The 25,512-nt window shown below is 63.2% G+C and carries 19 protein-coding genes; 17 read left to right on the top strand and 2 right to left on the bottom strand.

The window, feature by feature from the left end; all coding sequences use genetic code 11:
* Nucleotides 1-161: 161 nt before the first annotated feature.
* Nucleotides 162-983, bottom strand: a complete 822-nt coding sequence (gene nadE, locus LN996_RS19175; RefSeq protein WP_231342017.1) for an ammonia-dependent NAD(+) synthetase — start codon at nt 981-983, stop codon at nt 162-164.
* Between the two features lie 67 nt (nt 984-1,050).
* The gene (locus LN996_RS19180) at nt 1,051-2,070 is read right to left on the bottom strand and encodes a LacI family DNA-binding transcriptional regulator (RefSeq protein WP_231342019.1); all 1,020 of its coding nucleotides are present in this window, start codon (nt 2,068-2,070) and stop codon (nt 1,051-1,053) included.
* Between the two features lie 212 nt (nt 2,071-2,282).
* Between LN996_RS19180 and LN996_RS19185 the strand changes: the two genes are divergently transcribed.
* From LN996_RS19185 to mmsB, 17 genes are all read left to right on the top strand, one after another.
* A complete protein-coding gene (locus LN996_RS19185) occupies nt 2,283-3,128 on the top strand; it encodes a sugar phosphate isomerase/epimerase (RefSeq protein ID WP_231342024.1) in 846 nt (281 codons plus the stop codon).
* 42 nt (nt 3,129-3,170) lie between these two features.
* Nucleotides 3,171-4,178: a Gfo/Idh/MocA family protein gene (locus tag LN996_RS19190; protein WP_231342025.1), complete on the top strand. Its 1,008-nt coding sequence runs from the start codon at nt 3,171-3,173 to the stop codon at nt 4,176-4,178.
* A 245-nt stretch (nt 4,179-4,423) separates the two neighbouring features.
* On the top strand, nt 4,424-5,959 hold the full coding sequence (locus LN996_RS19195; RefSeq protein WP_231342026.1) for an ABC transporter substrate-binding protein: 1,536 nt from the start codon (nt 4,424-4,426) through the stop codon (nt 5,957-5,959).
* 6 nt (nt 5,960-5,965) lie between these two features.
* Nucleotides 5,966-6,907 (top strand): ABC transporter permease, encoded by a 942-nt coding sequence (locus tag LN996_RS19200; protein WP_231342029.1) that lies wholly within the window; start codon nt 5,966-5,968, stop codon nt 6,905-6,907.
* On the top strand, nt 6,904-8,763 hold the full coding sequence (locus tag LN996_RS19205) for a dipeptide/oligopeptide/nickel ABC transporter permease/ATP-binding protein (RefSeq protein ID WP_231342031.1): 1,860 nt from the start codon (nt 6,904-6,906) through the stop codon (nt 8,761-8,763). Before LN996_RS19200 ends, LN996_RS19205 begins: the two co-directional genes overlap by 4 nt.
* On the top strand, nt 8,760-9,635 hold the full coding sequence (locus LN996_RS19210) for an ATP-binding cassette domain-containing protein (protein WP_231342035.1): 876 nt from the start codon (nt 8,760-8,762) through the stop codon (nt 9,633-9,635). The genes LN996_RS19205 and LN996_RS19210 overlap by 4 nt, the downstream gene beginning before the upstream one ends.
* A gap of 66 nt (nt 9,636-9,701) precedes the next feature.
* The gene (locus tag LN996_RS19215; protein ID WP_231342041.1) at nt 9,702-10,562 is read left to right on the top strand and encodes a sugar phosphate isomerase/epimerase; all 861 of its coding nucleotides are present in this window, start codon (nt 9,702-9,704) and stop codon (nt 10,560-10,562) included.
* A 24-nt stretch (nt 10,563-10,586) separates the two neighbouring features.
* Nucleotides 10,587-11,753 (top strand): Gfo/Idh/MocA family protein, encoded by a 1,167-nt coding sequence (locus LN996_RS19220; RefSeq protein WP_231342042.1) that lies wholly within the window; start codon nt 10,587-10,589, stop codon nt 11,751-11,753.
* A 77-nt stretch (nt 11,754-11,830) separates the two neighbouring features.
* Complete coding sequence (locus LN996_RS19225) at nt 11,831-12,877, top strand: LacI family DNA-binding transcriptional regulator (protein WP_231342043.1); 1,047 nt, start codon at nt 11,831-11,833, stop codon at nt 12,875-12,877.
* A 91-nt stretch (nt 12,878-12,968) separates the two neighbouring features.
* Complete coding sequence (gene uxaC / locus LN996_RS19230; protein WP_231342045.1) at nt 12,969-14,375, top strand: glucuronate isomerase; 1,407 nt, start codon at nt 12,969-12,971, stop codon at nt 14,373-14,375.
* On the top strand, nt 14,372-15,739 hold the full coding sequence (locus LN996_RS19235) for a mannitol dehydrogenase family protein (RefSeq protein ID WP_231342047.1): 1,368 nt from the start codon (nt 14,372-14,374) through the stop codon (nt 15,737-15,739). The genes uxaC and LN996_RS19235 overlap by 4 nt, the downstream gene beginning before the upstream one ends.
* Before the next feature lie 172 nt (nt 15,740-15,911).
* Nucleotides 15,912-17,309 (top strand): glucuronide transporter, encoded by a 1,398-nt coding sequence (gene uidB, locus LN996_RS19240; RefSeq protein WP_231342048.1) that lies wholly within the window; start codon nt 15,912-15,914, stop codon nt 17,307-17,309.
* Between the two features lie 121 nt (nt 17,310-17,430).
* Nucleotides 17,431-18,660, top strand: a complete 1,230-nt coding sequence (manD, locus tag LN996_RS19245) for a D-mannonate dehydratase ManD (protein WP_091328003.1) — start codon at nt 17,431-17,433, stop codon at nt 18,658-18,660.
* On the top strand, nt 18,650-20,932 hold the full coding sequence (locus tag LN996_RS19250) for a gluconokinase, GntK/IdnK-type (protein ID WP_231342051.1): 2,283 nt from the start codon (nt 18,650-18,652) through the stop codon (nt 20,930-20,932). The genes manD and LN996_RS19250 overlap by 11 nt, the downstream gene beginning before the upstream one ends.
* Nucleotides 20,933-21,293: 361 nt before the next feature.
* Nucleotides 21,294-22,418, top strand: coding sequence for a multiple monosaccharide ABC transporter substrate-binding protein (gene chvE, locus LN996_RS19255; protein WP_374110772.1), 1,125 nt, complete (start codon nt 21,294-21,296; stop codon nt 22,416-22,418).
* A 120-nt stretch (nt 22,419-22,538) separates the two neighbouring features.
* Nucleotides 22,539-24,068, top strand: coding sequence for a multiple monosaccharide ABC transporter ATP-binding protein (gene mmsA, locus LN996_RS19260; RefSeq protein WP_231342053.1), 1,530 nt, complete (start codon nt 22,539-22,541; stop codon nt 24,066-24,068).
* Between the two features lie 5 nt (nt 24,069-24,073).
* The gene (gene mmsB / locus LN996_RS19265; RefSeq protein WP_231342055.1) at nt 24,074-25,357 is read left to right on the top strand and encodes a multiple monosaccharide ABC transporter permease; all 1,284 of its coding nucleotides are present in this window, start codon (nt 24,074-24,076) and stop codon (nt 25,355-25,357) included.
* The last annotated feature ends 155 nt before the right edge of the window (nt 25,358-25,512 follow it).

Consider the following 25,512-nt stretch of genomic DNA (forward strand, 5'->3'; position numbering starts at 1 on the left):
CGCTGCCCCGCGCCCGCGCGCGGGGGCGGCGGGGGGGCGGCCGCCGCGGGGGGGGGCGGGGCGGGGGCGGCGGGGGGGGGGGGGGGTCGTCCCCCCCCCCCCCCCCCCGGCCGGGGCCCCCCCCCCCCCCCCCCGTCGTGGTTTGTTCTAAAAAGCGGCGGCTATTTCCACCACGTATCAAAAATGGTGACCGGAACAGTGCGCTTGTGGCGCGTCCGGAGGTACTTCTGCTCGATCAGTCCGGCGGCGTCCTCGGGAACGTCGCGGCCCTCAAGGTAATCGTCGATCTGGTCGTAGGTGATGCCGAGCTCGTCCTCGTCGGTGCGGCCGGGCTTGCCGTCCAGGAGGTCGGCGGTGGGGACCTTCTCCCACACGCGGGCTGGTGCGCCGAGTTCGGCGAGGAGGGCGCGGTTCTGGCGTTTGTTCAGGCCGAACAGCGGCAGGATGTCCGCGCCGCCGTCGCCGAATTTCGTGAAGAAGCCCGTCACGGACTCGGCGCCGTGGTCGGTCCCGATCACCAGGTAGTTGTGCTCGCCGGCCAGTGCATACTGGGCGATCATGCGCGCGCGGGCCTTGGTGTTGCCCTTGTGGAAATCGGAGATCGGAGATCCGGTGGTCTTCTCGAACTCTTCCTCGAAGCCATCCACGGCCTGGGAAATGTTGTAGGTCCACTCCGTCTTGGCTTTGATGAAGTCCAAGGCTGCTTGGGCATCGTCTTCATCGTGCTGGATGCCGTACGGGAGGCGGACCGCAACGAAGTTCGCGTCGACGCCTTCAGCCTCCAGCTCCTCGACAGCCAACTGGGCGAGGCGGCCGGCAAGGGACGAATCGATGCCGCCGGAAATGCCCAGGACAAAACCCTTGGTGCCGGTCGCTTTGACGTAATCCTTCAGGAAGGCGACCCGTTTGCGGATCTCCTCCGCAGGATTGATCCGGGGCTGTACGCCCATTTCCTCAATGATGGTGGCCTGGAGTTCGCGCATGGTCCAACACTAGTCAGCGGTGTGACGAAGGCTCAACCATGTTGCACGCCTATGGCCCAAGTGACAGTTAGTTGGGGGAGGTCGGTCCCGTTGAGCCGCGGACCGTGAGGTGGGTGGGCATGACGGAGCGGCTGCGGTTTCCGCCCCCGGCCAGCGGGTTGAGCTGGGCAAGCAACATGGACACGGCCACGCGTCCCGCCTGTTCGATGGGGGAGCTCATGGTGGTCAACGGGGGATTGCAGAAGTCGGCACCAAAGATGTCGTCACAGCCCACGATGCTCATGTCCTCCGGTACCCGCAGTCCGCGCTCCCGAAGCCTCTGCAGCATGCCGATGGCAATAAGGTCGTTGAAGACGATGCACGCCGTGACTCCGCTGTGGACCGCCGCATCAGCGGCAGCAGCGCCCGACTGTGTCTTGGGCGCGAAGGGACCAATGATGCGAACGTCCACGCCCCGGCTTTCAGCGGCCGCGGATAAAGCATCCCACCGTCGGGCACTGGACTGGGAAACCGCCGGTCCGGAAACGTAGGCGACGGACGTATGGCCCAGGGAGATGAGATGGTCCAAGGCCTGTGGCATGGCCGAGGGCGTATCGATGATGACCGCCGGGACGCCGTCGACGTCCCGGTTGACGGTGACCATCGGCATGCGGGCGGCGGCAGCGGCAAGTGCCTCGTCGTTGAGGCGTGACGCCGCAACAATCACGCCATCGGCGCTCTTGCGGAGTTGCTCCAGGGTGCTGGCCTCCACTTCATCTGACTCTTCGGTGTCCACGAGCAGCTGTGTGTAGCCGGCGGCCTTGAGCTGCAGCTGCGTGCCCCGGATGAGGTCGAAGTAGAACGGGTTGGTGATATCCGGGACCAGGACTCCCACTGCGCCGGTCCGGCCGGAACTTAGTGCCTTCGCTTGGGAGTTGGGCGTGTAATTGAGTTCGACGGCGGCGGCCTGGATCCGCTCGCGGGTGCGGATATTGACCCGGTCTGGATTGGCGAGGGCCCTGGATACCGTGGACGCCGCGACGCCGCACAGGGCGGCGATGTCGTGGATGGTTGCAGGCCGGCCTGCAGCCACGGGTTGCGTCGCCATGGGCGTTCCTCTCTGAACGTCGGATCATGCGGCTGTGACCAGTGCCACACCGTTGATCTAGAGTGCCACACCTTGGCAGATTTTGGCAATCGGTTGTCAAGTTGGTGCCAATGTGGCTAAACTCAGGGGAACAAGACCTGCCTGTGAACTGCGTCACCGAGCCCCTTCGCGGTGCGGCCACAGGACTAAGCCAGGACCACCTAGGAGATTTCGTGACTCAACCCAATGCCGTGTGGAACCTGTCCGGTTTCGGCGACGAAGTAGATCCTGACCCCGCCATCCAGGCCGCAGTGCTGCTGGCCCTCGGAGCGAACCACATCGAAGTCCGCAGCGCGTGGGGCACCAATGTTTCAGAACTGGACACGGAGTCGGTGACGCGGCTCAAGGCCATCCTTGATGGGAAGGGCCTCAAGGTTTCCGCCGTCGCCAGCCCTATTGGCAAGGTGGATGTCAGCCTGCCGGTGGAGCCCGAGGTCACCCGGCTCCGCCAGATCATCTCGGTCGCCAAGGCCCTGGACACCAAATACGTGCGCATCTTCTCCTTCTACCGCGCTGAAGGCCAGAGCCAGGATGACATCCGCGAGGCCGTCATGGAACGCATGGCTGCGCTGGCGGGAGAAGCCGCGGCACACGGCATCATCCTGTTGCACGAAAACGAGAAGGGCATCTACGGCGATACCCCGGACCGGGTCCTGGACATCATGGAAACGGTCAACTCACCAGCGCTGCGAGTGGCATGGGACAACGCCAACTTCGTCCAAGTGGGCGTCAAGCCATACACCGAGGGCTACGCCATCCTGCGCCCGTACCTGGAGTACCTGCAAGTCAAGGATGCCATCGCCACCACTGGCGAAGTGGTCCCGTCAGGTGAAGGTGACGGAGAACTGGACGCCACCATCAGCGCCCTTGCCGCCGATGGCTACACCGGTTTTGCCTCCCTTGAGCCGCACCTGGCCAGCGCCCATGAACTGGGCGGATACTCGGGCCCCGTCGCCTTCGGCGTCGCGGCACGCGCATTTTCCGGCCTCGCCGCGAAGAACAACGTCACCCTCGCCTGACAAGCGCAAAACCCGACAGCATCATCCTTCGAAGGAGCAGGAATGACTACAGCGGCAATTATCGGATGCGGTGACATCTCAACCGTCCATTTTTCGGCAATCTCCACCCTGGCCGGCGTCCAGTTGGCGGCGGTCTGCGACACCGATCCCGGGAGGTTGGAGGCGGCGTCAGCCGCCCACGGCGTACCGGGGTACGCGGATTACCTGGACATGCTCCAGGAGGTGCGTCCCGACGTCGTGCATGTCTGTACGCCGCACCACCTGCATGCCTCGGTGGCCGCCGACTGCCTTGAGCGCGGTGTCAACGTCATTGTGGAGAAGCCCCTGGCGCACACGCTGGCGGAAGGTAAGCGGCTCATTGAGGCGGCTGAGCGGAGCCCGGCGAAAATCGCCGTCTGCTTCCAGAACCGCTACAACGCGACGTCGCAGGCCATGCGGAAATTGCTCGACGACGGCGGGCTGGGCCAGGTGATTGGCGCGTCGGCCACCGTCATGTGGCACCGGGACGGCGACTATTACCGGAGTCGGCCGTGGCGCGGGACGTGGGCCGAAGGCGGCGGGGGCTTGATGATGAATCAAGCCATCCACACAGTCGACCTGCTGCAATGGCTGGTGGGCGATGTGGCCAAGGTGGAGGGCCGGGCGTCGACGCGATCGTTGGGTGGCGTCATCGAGGTGGAGGACACCGCGGAGTTCGTGGCCGAGCATGTTGGCGGTGCGCGGAGTGTCTTCTATGCAACGTTGGCCAACGCGGTCAACGCCCCTGTGACCCTGGATATTGTGACCGAAAAGGCCACGCTTAGCTTGCGGGGTGACCTCACGGTGACCTACGCCGACGGCCGGGTGGACGTCATCCCGGAGCGGGTGGTGGAGTCCGGCGGCCGGTCCTATTGGGGTGTCTCGCACGAGCTGCTTATTGCTGACTTCTATTCCCGGCTGGCAGAACCCGGACCTTTCTGGATCAACCCCGCGGAGGCCGGGAAATCATTGGGCATCATCAAGGACATCTACGCACAGAGCTACCCTGAAATGCCCGGGCGGGTGGGCTGAGCCATCTGTGCAACCGCTTGGCGATGGGGGCCGGAAACCGTTGGGGGTTCCGGCCATTTTCGTGTCTGATTCACGGCTTTTGATGAGGGCTTGCGGCCACTTGGCAACAATCTAAGAAACTTTTGACAATCGGTTGCCAACCTCGAACAAAGTCCGTACTGTAAATCCCACACCCAGAAATATGTGGCGCAGGCCACATCACCCGCTCTGACTCGCATCAGGCAAAGACTCAGTAGGAGCCGACAATGAAGTTAGGTCCCAAGGCGGCAGCAGCCGCCATCGTCCTCAGCGCCTCCCTGGCGCTCACCGCATGTGGCGGCGGCGGAGCCGGAGCTGGTTCAAACGCCGGCGGCGGAACTACTATTACCGCCCTGACGCTTGGCACCCTCCGGGACATCACTTCCTGGGATCCGGCCCAGGCCCACGTCGGCCACGCACTCCAGCCCTACCAGGCCGCATACGATTCCCTGATCCTGCGCGAACCCGACGGCAAGCTCAGCCCCATGCTGGCAACCGCATGGAAGTACAACGAAACCAACACCAAGCTCACGGTGGACCTCCGGACCGACGTCACCTTCAGCGATGGCGCCAAGTTCGACGCCACGGCGGCCAAGGCCAACCTGGACCACTTCAAGAAGGCGAACGGTCCGCAGATGGCCCAGCTGAGTTCGGTATCGGACATTGCAGTGGTGGACGAGGACACCATCGACATCAACCTCAGCGCCGCAGAGCCTGCCCTGGAATACTTCCTGAGCCAGGCGGCCGGCCTGATGGGAAGCCCGGCAGCTTTGGGGACGGACGCCATCAAGACCGTGCCGGTCGGATCGGGCCCGTACGTCATGGACAAGGCAGCCTCGGTGAAGGACTCGCAGACGGTCTTCACCGCCCGTGAAGGCTACTGGAACAAGGACCTCCAGAAGTACAAGAAGCTGACCCTCAAGATCCTCATCGACCCAACCGCCCGCACCAACGCCTTGGTATCCGGCCAGATCGACGCCACTCTCCTGGATCCCAAGAACGGCAAGCAGGCCGAGGGCGCCAAGATGAAGCTCGAAACCAACCAGGTTGACTGGTCCGGTTTGCTCCTCCTGGACCGTGACGGCACCAAGAACCCTGCGCTGGCCAACGTCAAGGTCCGACAGGCCATCAACCACGCCTTCGACCGCAAGACCATCCTGGATCAGGTCATGCTGGGCCAGGGCACTCCCACTTCGCAGCCGTTCGGCAAGGACAGCGGTGCCTGGACCGAGGAGCTGGAGAACTACTACAGCTACGATCCGCAGAAGGCCAAGGACCTCCTGAAGGAATCCGGTTTCGAAGGCAAAGTGACCATTGACGTTCCCACCTTGCCGGGGGCTGAAACCCTCATTTCGGTGCTCCAGCAGCAACTGGCGGATGTCGGAATCACCCTGAAGCCGGGCGCTGCGATCACCAACACCTTCACCTCTGATGTTGCGGCGCAGAAGTACCACGCCCTGTTCTTCAACCTCTTCCAGGGCGAGCCCACGGTTGCGATCGACCAGATCGTCTCCACCAAGGCTCTTTACAACCCGTTCAAGAACACCACTCCCGAGCTTGAGGCCAAGATTGCGGCCGTCCGCAGCGGCGGCCAGGATGCCGGCAAGTTGGCCCAGGAAGTCAACAAGTACGTGGTGGAACAGGCCTGGTTCGCCCCGCTGTTCCGCGTGAACCAGATGTACTACCACAACGACAAAGTGAACGTCACCCCGCAGGCGCAGCAGGCCGTTCCGTCCATCTACAACTACTCGCCCGCCAAGTAGGAAACCATGATCAAGTTCATTGCGAAAAGGCTGGGCAGCGGGCTGGTGGTGTTGTTTGTGGTCTCCGCGCTCACCTTCACCCTGCTGTACACCTCCAGCGGCAGCATCGCCCGGAACATCCTGGGCGACCAGGCCACTCCTGAGCAGGTTGCCTTGAAGGAACAGGAGCTGGGACTCGACCAGCCCCTGGTGAGCCGTTACTTCGCCTGGCTCGGCGATGCCCTCAGCGGAAATCTCGGAGCCTCCTGGTTCACGTCGGAACCGGTGGCCAACTCCCTGGCCACCCGCATTCCCGTCACCATGACCATGGTCTTCACCGCAATGATCCTGATCGCCATCTGCGCAGCGCTCATCGGTGTTGCCGCAGCCGTCAAACGCGGCTGGGTGGACAGGGTGGTCCAGATTGGCGCGATCGTGGGGGACTCCATCCCCGGCTACGTGATCGGCGTGTTCCTGGTAACCATCCTGGCCATCCAGCTGGGCTTCTTCCCGGCCACCAGCACCATCTCTCCCGAGGTGGGTCCGGAGGCCTGGGTCTACTCGATGACCCTTCCCGTGATCGCACTCCTCATCAATGGCGTGACCGGCGGCGCGCAGCAGATCCGCAGCGCCGTGATCAAGCAGCTGGAGCGCGACTACGTCCGGACCCTGCGCAGCCGCGGCATTGGGGAGCGCGAGATCCTGTTCAAGCACGTGCTGCGCAGCGCCGCTCCCGCAGGCTTGACGGTCTTGAGCCTGCAACTGATCGGCATGCTGGGCGGCGTGGTGATCATCGAGCAGATCTTCGCCCTGCCCGGAATGGGACCCCTCGCGGTCACCGCCACCGGCCAGTCCGACCTTCCCGTGGTGATGGGAGTGGTCATGTACACCGTGGTGGTGGTCATCGTGGTGAACCTCCTGGTGGACATCCTCAATGGTTGGCTCAACCCGAAAGTGCGTGTCTCATGAGCGACTCCGTAGAAACAGCAGCAGTAACTGCGGCCGGTGCCGGCCCAATCCCCACAGGCCAAAGTGGCACCGTGGTCCGTTCCACCGTGATGCGTCGCCTCCTCAGGAACCCCTTGGGCATCGCCTCGCTGGTGATCCTGGGCTCCATCGCCTTGCTGGCCATCTTCGCCCCCGTCCTGGCGCCGTTCGAGGAAAACTTCGCGAACATCACCAAGACCCTGGCACCGGCCGACTCCGTGAACATCCTCGGCACCGACAGCGCAGGACGCGACACCTGGAGCCGCCTGCTCTTCGGTGCGCAGCTCACCCTGCTGTCCGCCCTGCTCTGCGCCGGAGTAGCCATCGCCATCGGCCTTCCCGCGGGCCTGATTGCCGGGTACTACGCCGGGAAGTTCGAGGCCGTGTCCAACTGGGTGGTCAGCATCCTCATGAGCCTGCCAGGCCTGATCGTGCTGCTCACCATCCGCGCGGCGTTCGGACCCTCGGTCTGGATTTCGATGATCGCGTTCGGTGTCCTCATCAGCCCGTCGTACTTCCGGTTGACCCGCACCGCAGTGCAGTCGGTCCGCAACGAGCTCTACGTCGATGCTGCCCGCGTCTCCGGATTGTCGGACCTGAGCATCATCGCCCGCCACATCTTCTCCGTGGTCCGGGCACCCATCATCATCCAGACCGCGGCAATCGCGGGAGTGGCCATTGCCATCCAGTCCGGGCTTGAGTTCCTCGGCCTCGGAGATCCCACCAAGGCAACCTGGGGGGTCATGCTCTCCGAAGGTTTCAAGAACGTCTACTTGACGCCCACGCTGCTGCTGTGGCCGGCGCTGGCCATGGCGCTCACCATCGGCGGCCTGGTCCTGCTGGGCAACGCCATCCGCGATGCCTTGGAAGACGGCGAGAAGATCAAGCACCGCAAGAAGAAGATCGTCCCAGCGGAACGCACGACGGCGGACCCCGCCACGGCGGGCCAGTCCCGCAAGTCCGTGGCCGCCGTCGAGGTTGGAACCGAGCACCACCTCATCAAGGTGACCAACCTGGGCGTCGGATATCCGCAGGCAGACGGTTCGGTCAAGAAGGTTGTGGACGACGTCTCGTTCCATGTGGACCGCGGCGAGATCCTGGGGATTGTGGGCGAATCGGGTTCGGGCAAGTCCCAGACCGCATTCTCCATCCTCGGCCTGCTGCCGGACAACGCCCGGATCGTGGGCGGTTCCATCCAGTTCGACGGCAAGTACACCGTTGCCCCGGGTGATGACCGCGTGAGCCAGGAACGGTTGTCCAAGCTGCGCGGCAAACGGATCTCCTACATTCCGCAGGAACCCATGAGCAACCTGGACCCGGCCTTCACCATCGGCTACCAACTGGTGACCCCCATGGTGCGTGTCCTGGGAATTTCCAAGGCAGAAGCCCGGAAGCGGGCACTCAAGCTGCTCACCGACGTCGGAATCGCCAACCCGGAACGCACGTTCGAGGCGTACCCGCACGAGGTTTCCGGTGGCATGGCACAGCGCGTGCTGATCGCCGGCGCTATCAGCTGCGAACCTGACCTGGTGATCGCCGACGAACCCACCACCGCCTTGGATGTCACCGTCCAGGCTGATGTGTTGGACCTGCTGCGTGAGCTCCAGCAACGCTTGAACATCGGCGTGATCCTGGTGACCCACAACTTCGGAGTTGTTGCCGACCTCTGCGACCGCGTGGCCGTGATGCAGAACGGGCGGCTCGTGGAAGAAGGCACGGTCCGGGACATTCTCCGGAACCCGAAAGAGCCGTACACGCAGACCCTGCTGGGGTCCATGCTCGAAGGAAAGACCCCCATGACCATGCTTGTATCCAAGGACAAGGAGCCTGTCGCATGAGTGCCGCAGACAAGTCCCCGCTCCTCTCGGTGGAGAACCTGGTGGTGGAGTACCCCAGCAAGCGATTCCGGGCCAAGCCGTTCCGCGCGCTGACTGACATCAACATCACCATCGGGCAAGGCGAGACCCTGGGGCTGGTGGGGGAGTCCGGCTCCGGCAAAACCACCCTGGGCCGCGCCGTCCTGGGACTCGCGCCGGTGACCGCAGGGAAAGTCATTTTCGAAGGCAACGACATCAGCAACGCTTCCCGCAAGGAGCGGCGGACACTGAGCCGGGACCTGCAGGTGGTCTTCCAAGACCCCTACACCTCGCTGAACCCGGCCCTTGAAATTGGCGATATCCTCGCGGAACCGCTGGGCGTCCAGGGCATGGAGCCGGCCGCTGCCAAGAAGCGGGTCAAGGAGTTGCTGGACCAGGTTGGACTTCCTTCCGACGCCATTCACCGGCTGCCCCGTGAGTTCAGCGGCGGCCAGCGCCAGCGCGTCGCCATTGCCCGGGCCCTGGCGTTGTCTCCCAAACTGATCGTGTGCGACGAACCCGTGAGCGCCCTGGACCTTTCCACCCAGGCGCGCGTGCTGGACCTGTTCCTGCAGATCCAGAAAGACACCGGCGTTTCCTACCTGTTTGTCTCCCACGACCTCGACGTCGTGCGGCACATCAGCCACCGCGTGGCCGTCATGTACCACGGCGAAATCGTGGAGCAAGGTGCCGCGGAGATCGTAACCCGCGATCCCGAGCACCCTTACACGCAGCGGCTGCTGCTCGCCTCGCCAGTGCCCGATCCCGACCGGCAGGAGCAACGCCGCGCGGACCGGCACCGGCTGATGGCCACCCAACGCAACCAGATTGAACAAGCGGGTGCCGTGGCCTGATGGCCGGCGGCACCCAGCAGAACCCATGCGGCCCCTTAACTGTGGCCGGAAATTTCGGAGGAAAAAGTGGCCACAATAGGCGTACAGGCGATGATGTTGAAGGACAGCTTCGCCGAAGTTGGAGCGTTTGAGACCCTGCGGAAAGTCAACGCAATCGGGTACAACGCGGTGGAGATCTCCCAGATCCCCATGACACCGGAAAACGTTGACGAACTGGACCGTTCCCGCACGGAGTTGGGCATGGATATTGCGGCGCTCTCCGTCAACGTGGAAGGCCGCAAGGGCATGCCCGTCGAGTCCCTTGCGGACAACTTCGACAAGATTGTGGATGACGCGAAGCGCCTGGACACCTCGCTGCTGCGGATTGGGATGCTGCCGTTCGGGGCCATGAAGTCCCTGGAGGCCGTGGTTGACTTCGCCAAGCAGGCAAACGGTTATGCCGAGCGGCTCCAGGAGCAGGGCATCAGTCTCTATTACCACAACCACCACATCGAGTTTGCGAAGTTCGACGGCAAATACATGCTGGACATCATCGCGGACAACTCTCCGGCCATGGGCATGGAAATCGACGTTCACTGGGTTCAGCGCGGCGGACTGGATCCTGTGCGCACCTTGGAAAAATACGCGGGCAAGACCGCCATGGTGCACCTGAAGGACTACAGGATCGGACAAATGCCGGACGCGTCCTTCGGGCTCCTGGAGAAGGGCGACTTTCCGGGGTTCATGGCCGAGTTCAAGAACGTTGTCCAGTTCGCCGAGGTGGGCGAGGGAAACCTGGACTTCCCGTCCATCGTGCCCGCAGCCGTGGCCGCCGGCACCCAGTACCTGCTGGTGGAACAGGACGAACTTTACGGCCGCACTGTCTGGGACGCGTTGCAAACCTCGTACGACAACCTGGTGGCCATGGGCCACGGCGACCTTTTCTAGACCTTTCGACAGGAGATTACATTCATGAGCAACAAAGTACGCCTCGGCATCATCGGCCTCGGCCAGCAGGGCGGCGCCTACGCCAGGTTCATCAAGGACGGCACCGTCACCAACATGGAGATCGGCGCCATCTGCGACATCGATCCCGCCAAGAAGGATCTCGCGGCCTCCCTGTACCCCGATGTCCCGTTCCACGACGATTACATCGCCATGCTCGAGAGCGGTTCCGTGGACGCGATCGTCACCTGCGTTCCCCACTTCCTGCACCCGGAGATGGGCATTGAATCCCTCAAGCGGAACATCCACGCACTGGTGGAGAAGCCGGCCGGCGTTTACACCAAGCAGGTCAAGGAACTCAATGAGTTCGCGGCCTCCAAACCGGAACTCTCCTTCGGCATCATGTTCAACCAGCGCAACAACCCGCTGTACAAGAAGCTCAAGGAAATCGTAGACAACGGGGACATTGGCAGCATCCGTCGCACCAACTGGATCATCACCAACTGGTGGCGTCCGCAGGGTTACTACAACTCCAGCGAGTGGCGCGCCACGTGGGGCGGCGAAGGCGGCGGCGTCCTGGTGAACCAGGCACCGCACCAGCTGGACCTCTGGCAGTGGATCTGCGGCGTCCCCAAGTCCGTGTACTCGAAGGTGGCCTACGGCTTCCGCCGCGATATCGCCGTCGAGGATGAAGTCACCGCGGTAGTGGACTATGGCGACGGCGCCACTGGCGTTTTCGTGACGGCCACCCACGACATCGTGGGAACCGACCGCTTCGAAATCCTGGGTGACCAAGGGAAGATCGTGGTGGAAGACAGCAAGGTTGCCACGGTAACGCGCCTGGTCAAGCCAGAACGTGAACTCAGCGACTCCATGGATATGGACGATGTCCGCAAGCTCTTCATGGGCCAGCTGAACCGCGACGAGTTCTACACCACCGAGGTCATCGAGTTCGAGTCCGTGTGGGGCGGCCAGCATGCAGGTGTCCTGGAGAACTTTGCCGCCAACATCCTGGACGGCACGCCGCTGCTCGCTCCGGGATCCGACGGCATCAACGGTGTCCGCCTTGCCAACGCGATCCACCTCTCCAGCTGGACGGGCAAGGAAGTCTCCCTGGACTTCGACGAGGACGAATTCCTGCAGGAACTGAACAAGCGCATCGCCGAAGAGGGCAAGTTCCCCGAGCGCTCCTGACCCCTTCGGAACAGGCCGGCTGCCACCATTCTTTGGCAACCGGCCTGTTTTGTTGCCACGAGGTCTACGATGGAGCGGTGACCGACGTGACGAGCCCCGGAGCAGCAACCGCACCCGCCAAGCGTGGACGGGGCGAGAAATCCTCCGCCACCATCTACGACATCGCCAAGCTTGCGGGGGTGAACCCCTCCACGGTGTCCCGCGCCCTCAGCAAGCCGGGCAGGGTCAGCGCCAAGACCCAGAAGATCATCGAGGACGCGGCGGCGGAACTGAACTACCAGGTGAACCCCTTCGCCCGCGCACTCCCCACGGGCCGCACACAGACCATCGGGCTGATCGTCGCGGACATCACCAACCCCACCTTCTTCGACATCATCCGGGGTGCCGAGACCACAGGATCAGCCCGCGATTACACGCTGGTCCTGGCCGAATCCGCAGAGTCTCCGGAGACCGAGGTCACGGCCGCGCGACGCCTGCTGAGCACTGTCGATGGCCTCATCCTGGCCAGTCCCCGCATGGACGACGACCATATCCGTGCTCTTGCGGCGGACAAGCCGGTGGTGGTCATCAACCGGCAAATCGATGGCGTGCCGTGCGTCGTGCCTGACGTCAACAAGGGCATCAGCGAGGCCGTTCGCAGCTTGGCCGCCAACGGCCACACCAGCCTCGCATACGTTGCCGGACCGGCGCAGTCGTGGATGACGGGCCGCCGATGGGAAGGTGTCAAAGCTGCCTGTGAGTGGTCCAAGTTGGGGGCCGTCCGCCTGGAATCGTCCAAGCCAACGGTCGACGGCGGCAGGCAGGTTGCGCGCGATGTCCTGGAAAGCGGGGCGACGGCGGTCATCACCTACAACGACCTCCTGGCCATCGGCCTCATGCAGGAACTGCAGGCCGGCGGTATGCGCGTTCCGGACCAGATCAGCATTGTTGGTTTCGATGACATCTTCGGGGCGGATTTCACCACCCCTGCCCTGACCACCGTGCGTTCACCCCTGGGGGAGTGCGGCACCCGCGCCGTGACCATCCTGCTGGACGTGCTGCAGGGCCATGACGCCCCGGATGAAGCCGTAAGCGTGGAAACCGAACTCGTGGTGCGCGGCTCCAGTGGCAGGCTTCTCGCCTAGCTGGCGGCTCCAGGAAGTGCTCAGTAGCAACTAGTTGGCAATTTTTGGCAACCGGTTGACAAGGATGGCAAGTGGGCCGCAAGATTGACCTATGTCACAGTCCATTGCCGCACACCCTGACAGGCTCCTGCCCGCAGATCCCGGGACGCGCAGCATCGCGCGGTCCTTGCTGGAGCGCGTCCAGGACCTGCCCATCATTTCTCCGCACGGCCACGTTGACGCCGCCGTCATCGAGCAGAACACTCCGTTCCCCGATCCCGCGGCCCTCCTGGTCAGTCCGGACCACTACGTCACGCGACTGATCCACGCCAATGGTGTTCCGATGGACCAGTTGCTCTCCGGCGCAGCCTCCGCGCCGGAATCCAGGGAGATCTGGCGACAGTTCGTTGAAGCCTGGCCGCTGTTCGAGGGCACGGCCTCCGGGTACTGGCTGCGCACGCAGTTCGACGACGTGTTCAAGCTCGGCGCGGATCTCCGCGACATGCCGGCCGACGCGAGCTACGACGCGATCGCTGCAAAGCTGGTGGAACCTGACTTCAGGCCCCGGCAGCTCTTCAAGGACTTCAACATCGAAGTCCTTGCCACCACGGATGACCCCCTGGACAGCCTTGCCAGCCACAAAGCCCTCACCGAAGACCCCAGCTTCAACGGCCGCGTCCTGCCAACCTTCCGCCCCGACGCCTACCTCAATGTGGCGCACCCCAGCTGGAGTGCCAACGTAGACAGGCTGATCGAAACCGCGGCCGACGGCGCGACAGGCTACGCCGGCTACATCGCAGCCCTGGAAAACCGCCGTCGCTACTTCGTGGAGCATGGCGCGGTCTCCGCGGACCATGGCGTCCGAACGCCCGCCACACTCAAACTCGATCCTGCCGAAGCCGAAGCCCTCTTTGAGAAGGCGCGCTCCGGCAATGCGACGGCTGTAGACCGCGACGCGTTCGAGGCCCACATGATGTACCAGATGGCCCGGATGTCCGTGCAGGACGGCCTGGTCATGACCATCCACCCGGGCTCCTACCGGAACCACCACGAACCCACGTTCAATGAGTTTGGGGCTGACACCGGTCACGACATTCCGTTCGCAGTGAACTACACCGAGGCCATCCGTCCGCTGCTGCAGGACTTCGGCACGGCCAAGGATTTCCACCTGGTGCTCTTTACGCTGGACGAGACAGTCTTCTCCCGCGAACTGGCTCCACTTGCCGGTTTCTACCCGTCCGTCTACATCGGCGCACCCTGGTGGTTCCTGGATGCGCCGGATGCCATGTTGCGCTTCCGCTCCGCGGTCACTGAGACCGCTGGCTTCTCGCGGTCATCGGGTTTCATCGATGACACCCGGGCGTTCTGCTCCATCCCTGCGAGGCACGACGCCTCGCGCAGGATCGAAGCCTCGTTCCTGGCGCGTCTCGTTGCCGAGCACCGCGTGACCGAAGACCGCGCGCATGAGCTGATCCTCGACGTCGTCGATTCCTCGCCCCGCAGGGTGTTCAAGCTGTGACCGCCGGGAATCTTCCGCGCCTGGGCCGTTCGGTGTCGCCCGCCGCCAACGCACCCATCCGGATAGTGCACCTTGGCCTGGGCGCCTTCCACCGTTCACATCAGGCCTGGTACACGCAGCACGCCGGCGACGCGGGGGAGTGGGGCATCGCCTCGTTCACCGGTCGTCGCCCGGACGCCGCCGATGTCCTCGCCGCCCAGGACGGTTTGTTCACGGTGGTGGAGCGCTCGGACGCCGGCGATTCCTTTGAAGTTGTGGGGAGTATCGTCGAGGCCGTCGATGGCGCCAACGTGGACCGTTTGGTTGAACTGGTGGCGTCGTCGGGGACTGCTGTGGTCACGCTGACCATCACGGAAGCGGCCTATGGCCTCGGTGCCGACGACGTTCCGCTGCTGGTTTCCGGCAAACAGCCCGCGACGCCGTTGGGCCGCTTGGTCCTCGGCCTCGCCGCCCGTCGGGATGCCGACGTCGGTCCCCTCGCCGTGGTTTCCTGCGACAACCTTTCGGACAATGGAAACGTCGCCAAGGAAGGCGTGCTGGGCATCGCCCGCGCATACGACACTGGGCTTGCGGACTGGATCGAAGCCAACGTCAGTTTCGTCAGCACCTCGGTGGACAGGATTACGCCGCGCACTACGGAAGCAGACCTCGACGCCGTCGCGGCCTCGTGTGGGTACCAGGACGACGCCCCGGTGGTCACCGAGCCCTTCCACAACTGGGTACTGAGCGGGGATTTCCCGGCCGGTCGCCCTCGGTGGGAAGACGCCGGAGCCGCCTTCGTGGACGACATTGAGCCCTACGAGAACCGCAAGCTCTGGCTCCTCAACGGAGCGCACTCGATCCTGGCCTACTCCGGGCAGCTTCGAGGGCATACCACCGTGGCCGAAGCGTTGGCCGATGCCGTGTGCCGCGACGCTGTGGAGGAGTTCTGGGAGGAAGCGTCCCGCCACCTTCCGGGTGACGAGCTGGGGATTCCCGAATACCGGGCTGCGTTGCTGGAGCGATTTGGCAACTCACGGATTGCGCACCACCTGGCCCAGATTGCCATGGATGCCAGCACCAAACTGAGGATGCGGGCACTACCTGTCCTCCGGGCTGAACGTGAGGCGGGTCGGAGTGGTGCGGGGGCGGCCACCATGATCGCGGTGTGGGCCGCATTTGTGGCGGGCAATCCCGGCCTGCAGGACCCGCAGTCGGATGCCGTCGCTGAGGCCAACCGACTTTCCGGCGTTGAACGTACCGCTGCCCTTGTGGCGTTGCTTGATACAGGGCTTGCCGGGGATCCCGCGGTTGTGGAGCTCATCCAGGAGCTCAGCGCAGGCTTCGCGTCTGTGGTTCCCGCGAAGACAGGGACTGCGGCTTAGGCCTCTTTGAGATTCGGCACCCGTTAGCGTGCCCAGGCTGTCCGGAGTTCACCGGCAACCGCTTGCCAAAGTGACTAGGCTTACAACAGCTGCACAACCGAGCCGCCAGTTCCAGTGATCCACTGTCGAGTCGACTCGGACCGCAATGACGCGAAGGGTAAAGGAGCCCGCATTGAAAAAGCTCAGCAAACTCAGCATCGCCGGCTATGGTGCCGGCGATGCCGCCAATAATCTGGCCTTCACCACGGCCACCATGTTCCTGTTGGTCTATTACACGGACGTCGCGGGAATCTCAGCCGCCGCGGCAGGTACCTTGCTCCTGGTGGTCAGGATCTTCGACGCCTTTGCCGACGTTTTCGCCGGACGCCTGGTGGACCGCACGTACAGCAAGCGTTTCGGGAAGTTCCGCCCGTTCATCATGTTCGGTTCCATTCCGCTGCTGCTCCTGAGTGTTGCCACGTTCTCCGTGCCGCAGCTGGGGGAGACCGGGACCCTGCTCTACGCCTACGTGACCTACGCAGCCCTGGGGTTGGCGTATTCCTTGGTCAACATCCCCTATGGATCCCTGGCCGGAGCGATGACCCAGGATCCGGGGGACCGGGCCAAGCTTGGCTCGGCCCGCATGGTGGGTGCGCTGCTGGTCGGTTCCGCCTTGGGAATTTTCGTGGCTCCCCTGATCAAGCCCGGCGCGGATCTTCAGTCCACCTTCACCACCATCACTTTGGCCTTTGTGGTGATCGGCGCAGCGCTGTACTTCCTTACGGTGCTTACCGCCAAGGAGCGCGTTCACCGTTCGGTGCCCAATGTTTCCTTCAAGCAGAGCATGGATACCCTGAAGACCAACCGCCCTCTGCTGATGCTGTGCCTGAGCAGCTTCCTTTTCCTCACCGGCTACATGGCCTTGTCCTCCGTGCAGCTGTACTACCTGCGCGACGTCCTGGGGCGCTTGGATCTCTACCCGGTGCTGGCCATCGTCCAGTTGGTCATGACGCTGGCCCTGGCGCCGCTGATGCCGAGGCTGGTCCGCAAGCTGGGTAAGAAGAACGTCTACATCGCGGCGGGAGCCCTGTCCACGGTGGGTGGAATCATCGTTTTCCTCTCGCCTTCATCCATGGTCTGGGTTGGATTTTCCGGTCTGGTGATCAGCCTGATGGGCGTCATGGCCGTGAACATCGTGGTGTGGGCCCTGGAGGCAGACACTGTGGAGTACGGCGAGTGGAAGACGGGCGTACGCACCGAAGGAATCACCTATGCGTTGTTCTCTTTCACGCGGAAGACCGGCCAGGCTGTTGGTGGCGCCCTGGCCGCCTATTGCCTTGCCGTCGGCGGGTACAAGTCCGGCGTCGCGCAGAGTGCCGAAGCCTTGCAGGGCATTCAGTTTGCCGCCGGGGCGCTCCCGGCCATCATGACCATCCTGGCAATCGTGGTGATGACCAAGTACAAACTCACGGATGTTTTGCACGCGCAGATCGTTGGTGAGATCAGTGCACGGCGTTTGGTGGAACAGGAGCCCGACGCATCCGGACGGGCTGCCCGGGAAACCGTGGAAGCTGACGCCCACAAGAAATAATCCGGCAACCGGTTGCCAGTAGATGGAAACCAACCTAAAATCGTACTTAATCCCCCGAAGCGGGCACCGCATCGCCGCGAGTGTCAACGCTTCGACCAGCAGAATCCCGAAAGGTCAAGCTGTGAAAATCATTGCCGCTGAAGTCTTTGTGACCAGCCCATCCCGCAACTTCGTCACCCTGCGCATCACCACCGAGGACGGTGTGACGGGTATTGGCGACGCCACGCTCAACGGCCGCGAACTCGCCGTCGCCGCGTACCTCAAAGAACACGTCGCGCAGTTGCTCATCGGCAAGGATCCGCACCGGATCGAGGACACCTGGCAGTTCCTCTACCGCAGCTCGTACTGGCGCCGCGGCCCGGTCACCATGGCGGCCATTGCCGCCGTCGATATGGCGCTGTGGGATATCAAGGGCAAGATCGCCGGCATGCCGGTGTACCAGTTGCTCGGCGGTGCGTCCCGCAACGGGCTGCGTGCCTACGGCCACGCCTCGGGTGCTGACATTCCCTCGCTGTTCGACTCCGTCCGCGAGCACCTGGAACTGGGCTACAAGTCCATCCGCATCCAGACCGCGATCCCCGGCATCAAGGCCGTCTACGGTGTCGCCGCCCAGGCCCAGGCTTCGGGTGAGCGCTACGACTACGAGCCCGCTGGCCGCGGCGCGTTCCCGCAGGAAGAGGACTGGGACACCCGCGCCTACCTGCGTCACCTGCCCACCGTCTTCGAAGCCGTCCGCAACGAATTCGGCCCCGAAATCCCGCTGCTGCACGACGGCCACCACCGGATGACGCCCATCCAGGCCGCCAAGCTCGGAAAGGCCCTGGAGCCGTACGACCTCTTCTGGCTGGAGGACTGCACCCCGGCCGAAAACCAGGAAGGCCTGCGCCTGGTCCGCCAGCACACCACCACCCCGCTGGCCATCGGCGAAATCTTCAACACCGTGTTCGACTTCCAGACCCTCATCAAGGAACAGCTGATCGACTACGTCCGCGCAGCCTCCACCCACTTCGGCGGCATCTCACCGTTGAAGAAGGTCATGGACTTCGCCGCCCAGTACCAGATCAAGTCAGGCTTCCACGGTCCCACCGATATTTCGCCCGTGGGTTTCGCAGCCCAGTTGCACGTGGGCCTGGCCATCCACAATTACGGCATCCAGGAATACATGCAGCACTCCGACAAGACCAACGAGGTCTTCCAGCAGTCCATGACGTTCAAGGACGGTTACCTGCACCCCGGCGACAACCCCGGCATCGGCGTCGAGTTCAACGAGGAAGCTGCCGCCGCGTTCCCGTACCAGCAGGCCTACCTGCCCTACAACCGCCTCGTGGACGGCACTGTTCATGACTGGTAAAGCGGTCATGACTGGTGATGTGAATGCCCGCCACCACATCGTGGTGATGGGGGTGGCCGGCTGCGGCAAGAGCACCATTGGTGCTGCCCTTGCTGAGCGCCTCGGCGCAGAATTTCTCGACGGCGATTCGCTGCACCCCCAGGCGAACATCGACAAGATGGCTTCGGGTACTCCGCTGGACGACGACGACCGGGCACCATGGCTGGCCGAAATCGGACGGCGGTTCCCGGCGTCGAACTCTGCTCTTGTCATTGCGTGCAGCGCGCTCAAGCGCTCGTACCGGGACATTATCCGCAGTGCCGATCCCTCGGTGGTGTTCGTTCACCTGCACGGCACGCGTGAGCTGCTGAACGCACGCATGAACGCGCGTCCCGGACATTTCATGCCGGCGTCGCTGCTGGACTCGCAATTGGCAACCCTGGAGCCGTTGCAGTCCGACGAAGCCGGGGTGGTCGTGAACATTGCCCAATCCGTGGAAGACATCGTGGCTGAAGTGGGCGCAGCCCTGAGCAGGTTGGCGGAAGTGCCGGCCGGAGGGTTCTCCGTGGACCTCAAAGCTGCTCCGTTCAAGCTGGACGACGCCGCTGTGCAATGGGTGGAGTCCACCATCAGCACCATGACGCTGGAAGAGAAGATCGGCCAGCTCTTCATCAACCACAACAACGATTACTCTCCCAGGTACCTCGATGGCGTGCTGGAGAACTTCCATGTGGGCGGCATGCGCTACCGGCCGGGCCCCTCGGCGGCTGTTCAGGAACACATCCGCTACGCCCAGTCCAAGACCCGCATCCCATTGCTCATTGCGTCCAACCCGGAAATGGGTGGGGCGGGCAGTTGCGACGACGGCACGTTCGTGTCCACCCACCTGCAGGCAGGTTCCCACCCGGACAAGTCAATCGCCCGGCAGATGGGCCAGGTTGCCGGCGTCGAGACTGCGGCGCTGGGCTGTAACTGGGCCTTCGCGCCGATCGTGGACATCCACTACAACTGGCGGAACACCGTGATCTCCACGCGTGCGTTCGGCAACACCCCGGAGATTGTGGTGGAGCGGGCCAAGGAGTACTTCGACGGCATCAGTGAATCACCCACGGTCTGCGCCATGAAGCACTTCCCGGGGGACGGGATTGATGAGCGCGACCAGCACGTGGTGACCTCCTACAACACCCTTGATTACGAGGAATGGAACGCCAGCTACGGACACGTCTACCGCGAAATGATCGGGCACGGCGTGCAGTCCATTATGGTGGGCCACATCGGCGCTCCTGAGGTGTCCCGGCATTTCCGCCCAGGACTGTCGGATTCCGAGGTGTTGCCGGCAACGCTGGCTCCGGAACTCCTGCAGGATCTGCTGCGTGGCGAACTCGGTTTTAACGGGCTGGTCCTGACGGATGCGTCACTGATGGTTGGTTTGACGCAGGCCATGAAGCGGCGCGACCTGGTGCCCGCGACGATCGCCGCGGGCTGCGACATGTTCCTGTTCTTCCGGAACCCGGAAGAGGACTTCGGGTACATGCTGGACGGCTACAAGTCGGGAGTCATCAGCGAGGGGCGGCTGCAGGATGCGTTGCGGCGGATTCTCGGCCTGAAAGCGAGCCTTGGCCTGCACCTTCGTGCGGACCTGGTCCCAGCTGTGGAGGCCCTTGAGGTGATCGGCAGTGCGGCCCACCGTGCCATTGCTGCGGACATCGCGGACAAGACCGTCACCCTGGTGAAGGACACTGGTCACAACCTTCCGATCACCCCGGAAACTCATCCGAGGATCCGCCTCTACGGGATTTCGGGTGGAGCCGACTTCACCCGGGCCGATCCTTTGGCGTACCTGGACACTGTCCGGGAGGAACTGGAAGCTGCAGGCTTTGAGGTCAGCGTCTTCAAGACCGCTGAGCAGCGTGAAGCTGCGGGAGAGGCCGGCGTGAACTTCATGCGGGTCCTGTCCGAGGAAGCCACCGGCGACTACGCGGAGCGCTATGACGCTGCCTTTGTGTTCGCCAATGTGAAGGGCTTCGCCCAGGAGGCGGCCATCCGTATCAAGTGGTCGTCGCCCATGGCTGCCGAGATTCCCTGGTACACCACGGAAGTTCCCACGGTGTTTGTCTCGCTGAACCAGCCAAACCACCTGATCGACGTGCCCATGGTCAAAACTGCCATCCACGCCCACGCAGGAACGCGCGAGGCCATTCGCGCCACCATCCGGAAAATCCAGGGCAAGTCCGAATTCCAGGGGACGTTCAACCAGAACGTGTTCTGCGATTCGTTCGACACCCGCCTCTGATTTCCCTGTTCCCAGCAGGGAAGAGTTCCTCCCCGCCATCACGGAGGAGCCAACAAAAGCCCGGCGCTGCCCACAAGGCAGCACCGGGCTTTTGTTGCCTGCGGCGCGGCGGTGAATAATTGTGAACGCTAACAACGTTTCAAGTCAAGGCCCTTGGGAGACCTTTCGAATCGCGGCCGTTTCGTGATCCACGGCACTTGACCGCGGGTATTGTTAGCGTTCACAATGGCAGTCGCACCACCTTGACGTGGCATGTGCCGCCCCCAAGCCCACAAGCCCGGAAAAGCGTTACCGTGCCGGACGCGCAGATGCTCCGGCTGCATCAGAGTTCGCGGCAATGCTGCCGCGGAAGGAGAGCAACGTGAGATTGAAGAAACTCCTGGGCGCCGTAGCGGTTGTCCTTGCCGTGACTGTCGGAGCCACGGGCTGCGGCAGCCGTGGAGGCACTGCCGAATCCAGCAGCACTGCGAATCCCAGCGATTCACTGGTCGGTATCTCGATGCCCACCCAGACATCCGAACGTTGGATCGCTGACGGTGCCAACGTAGAGAAGTCCCTGAAGGACCTCGGCTACAAAACAGACCTCCAGTTCGCCAACGATGACATCCCCACTCAGGTCTCCCAGATCGAGAACATGCTGACCAAGGGTGCCAAGGCACTGATCATCGCCGCCATCGACGGCACGACGTTGACCGATGTCCTGGCCAAGGCCAAGGAACAGAACGTCAAGGTCATCGCCTACGACCGCCTCATCAACGGCACGCCCAACGTTGACTACTACACCACGTTCGACAACTACACCGTGGGCGTCCAGCAGGCCACCTCGCTGCTGACCGGCCTGGGCCTGGTGGACGCCAGCGGCAAGAAGGTTGAGGGCAAGGGTCCGTTCAACGTTGAGCTGTTCGCGGGCAGCCCGGACGACAACAACGCCAACTTCTTCTGGACCGGCGCCATGGACACCCTCAAGCCGTACATGGATGCGGGTACCTTGAAGGTCCCCAGCGGCCAGACCAAGTTTGAGCAGGCTGCAATCCTGCGCTGGCAGGCACCCGTGGCCCAGAAGCGCATGGAAGACATCCTCACCTCGGCCTACAGCTCCGGCACCAAGCTGGACGGCGTGCTCTCCCCGTATGACGGCCTGTCCATCGGCATCATCTCCGCACTGACCAGCACCGGTGGCTATTCCACCGGAAGCCTGCCCGTCGTCACGGGCCAGGACGCAGAAAAGGGCTCCGTGAAGTCCATCGTCGCCGGCGAGCAGTACTCCACGATCTTCAAGGACACCCGCCAGCTCGGCGCGCAGGCCGTGAAGATGGTGGACGCTGTCCTCAAGGGCACCGAGCCGGAAACCAATGACACCAAGACCTACAACAACAAGGTCAAGGTTGTTCCGGCCTTCCTCCTGAAGTCCGTCATCATCACCAAGGACAACTTCCAGAAGGAACTCATCGACTCGGGCTACTACAAGGAATCCGACGTCAAGTAACACCACCTGTGGCCCCACCGCGCCCGTGCATTCCTGCGCGGCGCGGTGGGGCCACAGCCTCCCTTAGAGCCTCCGAGCCCTCGGTCCGGCCAAGTTCCAACCAGTCAGCGGGAATTGACGATGAACGTACCCATTCTTCAAATGCGAGGAATCACCAAGACTTTCCCCGGAGTTAAAGCCCTCCAGGACGTCACCCTGGACGTCAACCGAGGCGAGGTCCACGCCATTTGTGGTGAGAACGGCGCCGGCAAGTCCACCCTGATGAAGGTGCTCTCCGGCGTCTACGCGAACACCACCTTCGACGGCGACATCCTCTTCGAGAACGAACCCTGCGAATTTTCAAGCATCACGGACAGCGAGAAGCGCGGCATCGTGATCATCCACCAGGAACTGGCCCTCAGCCCGTACCTGTCCATCGCCGAGAACATCTACCTGGGCAACGAGCTGGCCAACAAAGGCTGGGTGGACTGGCGCAAGACCAACCTGGAAGCTGCCAAGCTGCTGGCCCGCGTGGGGCTCAGCGAAAACCCGGTCACGCCCATCCAACACATCAGCGTTGGCAAGCAGCAACTGGTGGAGATCGCCAAGGCCCTGTCCAAAGAGGTCAAGCTCCTCATCCTGGACGAACCCACCGCAGCGCTGAACGATGAAGATTCAGACCATTTGCTGGACCTCATCCTGCACCTCAAGGGCCAGGGCGTTACCAGCATCATCATCAGTCACAAACTCAACGAGATCCGCAAAGTGGCCGACGCCGTCACCATCATCCGCGACGGCAAATCCATTGAGACACTGCGGCTGGACCAAGGCCAGATCACGCAGGAACGCATCATCCGTGGAATGGTCGGGCGCGACCTTGAGAGCCTCTACCCGGACCGAACACCCAACATCGGCGAGGAAGTCCTCCGGATCGAGGACTGGACGGTGCAGCATCCGCAGGACCACGCGCGGACAGTGGTTAACAACGCCAGCCTGAACGTCCGCAGGGGTGAGGTAGTGGGCTTGGCCGGGCTCATGGGGGCCGGCCGGACCGAACTTGCCATGAGCGTCTTCGGCCGGACCTACGGACGCGCCGTTTCGGGCAAGGTCTACAAATACGGCCAGGAGATCAACACGTCCACCGTCTCCGACGCCATCGAACACGGGATCGCCTACGCCACCGAAGACCGGAAGCACTACGGCCTGAACCTGATCGAAGATATCAAGCGGAACATCTCCATGGCAGCGCTGAACAAGCTGTCCAAGCGCGGCTGGGTGGACGGCAACAAAGAGACCACCGTAGCCAACCAATACCGCAAGAGCATGAACATCAAGGCGCCGTCCGTCGCTGCCATCACCGGCAAGCTCTCGGGCGGAAACCAGCAAAAAGTAGTGCTGAGCAAATGGATGTTCTCTGACCCCGACGTCCTGATCCTGGACGAACCAACCCGCGGGATCGACGTCGGCGCCAAGTTCGAGATCTACACGATCATCGCGGAGCTCGCAGCTGCCGGGAAGGCCGTCATTGTGATCTCCTCCGAGCTTCCGGAGCTCCTGGGTATCTGCGACAGGATCTACACGCTGTCAGCAGGCCACATCACCGGCGAGGTCCCCATCGCCGAAGCCACCCAGGAAACCCTCATGCACTTCATGACCAAAGAGAAGGAATAGCGAACATGTCCGCCCTACGAGAATCCCTTGGCTTCCTCACAAGCCGCCTCCGCCAGGTTGGCATCTTCGTCGCCCTGATCCTGATCGTCATCCTTTTCCAGGTCCTGACCGACGGCATCCTGCTGCAGCCGCAGAACGTCACCAACCTGGTGGTCCAGAACAGCTACATCCTGATCCTGGCCATAGGCATGGTGATGGTCATCATCGCCGGGCACATCGACCTTTCCGTCGGTTCCATCGCAGGCTTCATCGGCGCCGTAGCCGGCGTGATGATCGTGCATTGGGGCTGGGCGTGGTGGATTGCCATCCCGGCCTGCCTCCTGGTCGGTGCCCTGGTGGGAGCATGGCAAGGCTACTGGATCGCCTATGTGGGGATTCCAGCCTTCATCGTCACCCTCGCCGGAATGCTGATCTTCCGTGGCCTGACACTTATCACCCTCAAGAACCAGCAGATCACCCCGTTCCCCAACGAACTCCGTGCACTGGGCGGCGGCTTCCTGCCGGACATTTCCGGGGGCACCTCCGTCCTTGAATGGCTCACGGTCATCCTCGGCGTCGGCGGCACCGCAGCCATCCTCTTCCAGGCCCTGAAGGAACGCCGGGTCCGCCGCAAGTTCAACCTCGAGAATGAGCCCATGGCCTGGTTCGCCGTCAAGAACGGGTTCATCGCAATCCTGATGCTCATCATCACCTTCCTCCTGGCCAGCTACCGCGGTACACCCATCGTCCTGATCGTCCTGGCTGTCCTGGTGATTGTTTACTCGGCCTTGATGAACAACAGCGTTTTCGGCCGCCACACGTATGCGATCGGTGGCAACCTCCACGCAGCCGAGCTCTCCGGCATCAAGACCAAGAAGGTCACCTTCCGGTTGTTCGTCAACATGGGCGTCCTCGCCGCGTTGGCCGGACTGGTGTTCACGGCACGCCTGAACTCGGCGCAACCCGCGGGCGGCACCGGCTTCGAACTGGACTCCATTGCTGCTGCCTTCATCGGTGGCGCCGCGGTCCAAGGCGGTATCGGCACCGTGGCCGGCGCCATGATCGGTGGCCTGATCATGGGCGTCCTGAACAACGGCATGTCCATCCTTGGCCTGGGCACGGACTATCAGCAGCTCATCAAGGGCCTGGTGCTCCTGCTTGCCGTCGGCTTCGACATCTTCAACAAGAACCGGACCGGTGCAGGTGGAGGGTCCTCCATGGGCCGCCGCTTCAAATGGAAGACCACGCCGCCTGCAACTGAGGCCGCACCGGCTGCCAGGACTGAACCCGTCGGCGTCGACGCGAAGTAATCCCTGATGTCATCAGGGGGAGGGGGGGGGGGGGGGGGGGGGCGCGCCCCCCCCCCCCCCCCCCCCCCCCCCCGACCTTCCGGAGTCCAAGCGCCGCACTCGCCGCAGCCAGGACGCAGACGGCGAGGATGCAGCCCAGGATGGAAGGGACGGAC

The sequence above is a fragment of the Arthrobacter sp. AK01 genome, from assembly GCF_021109375.1.
Lineage (GTDB): Bacteria > Actinomycetota > Actinomycetes > Actinomycetales > Micrococcaceae > Arthrobacter.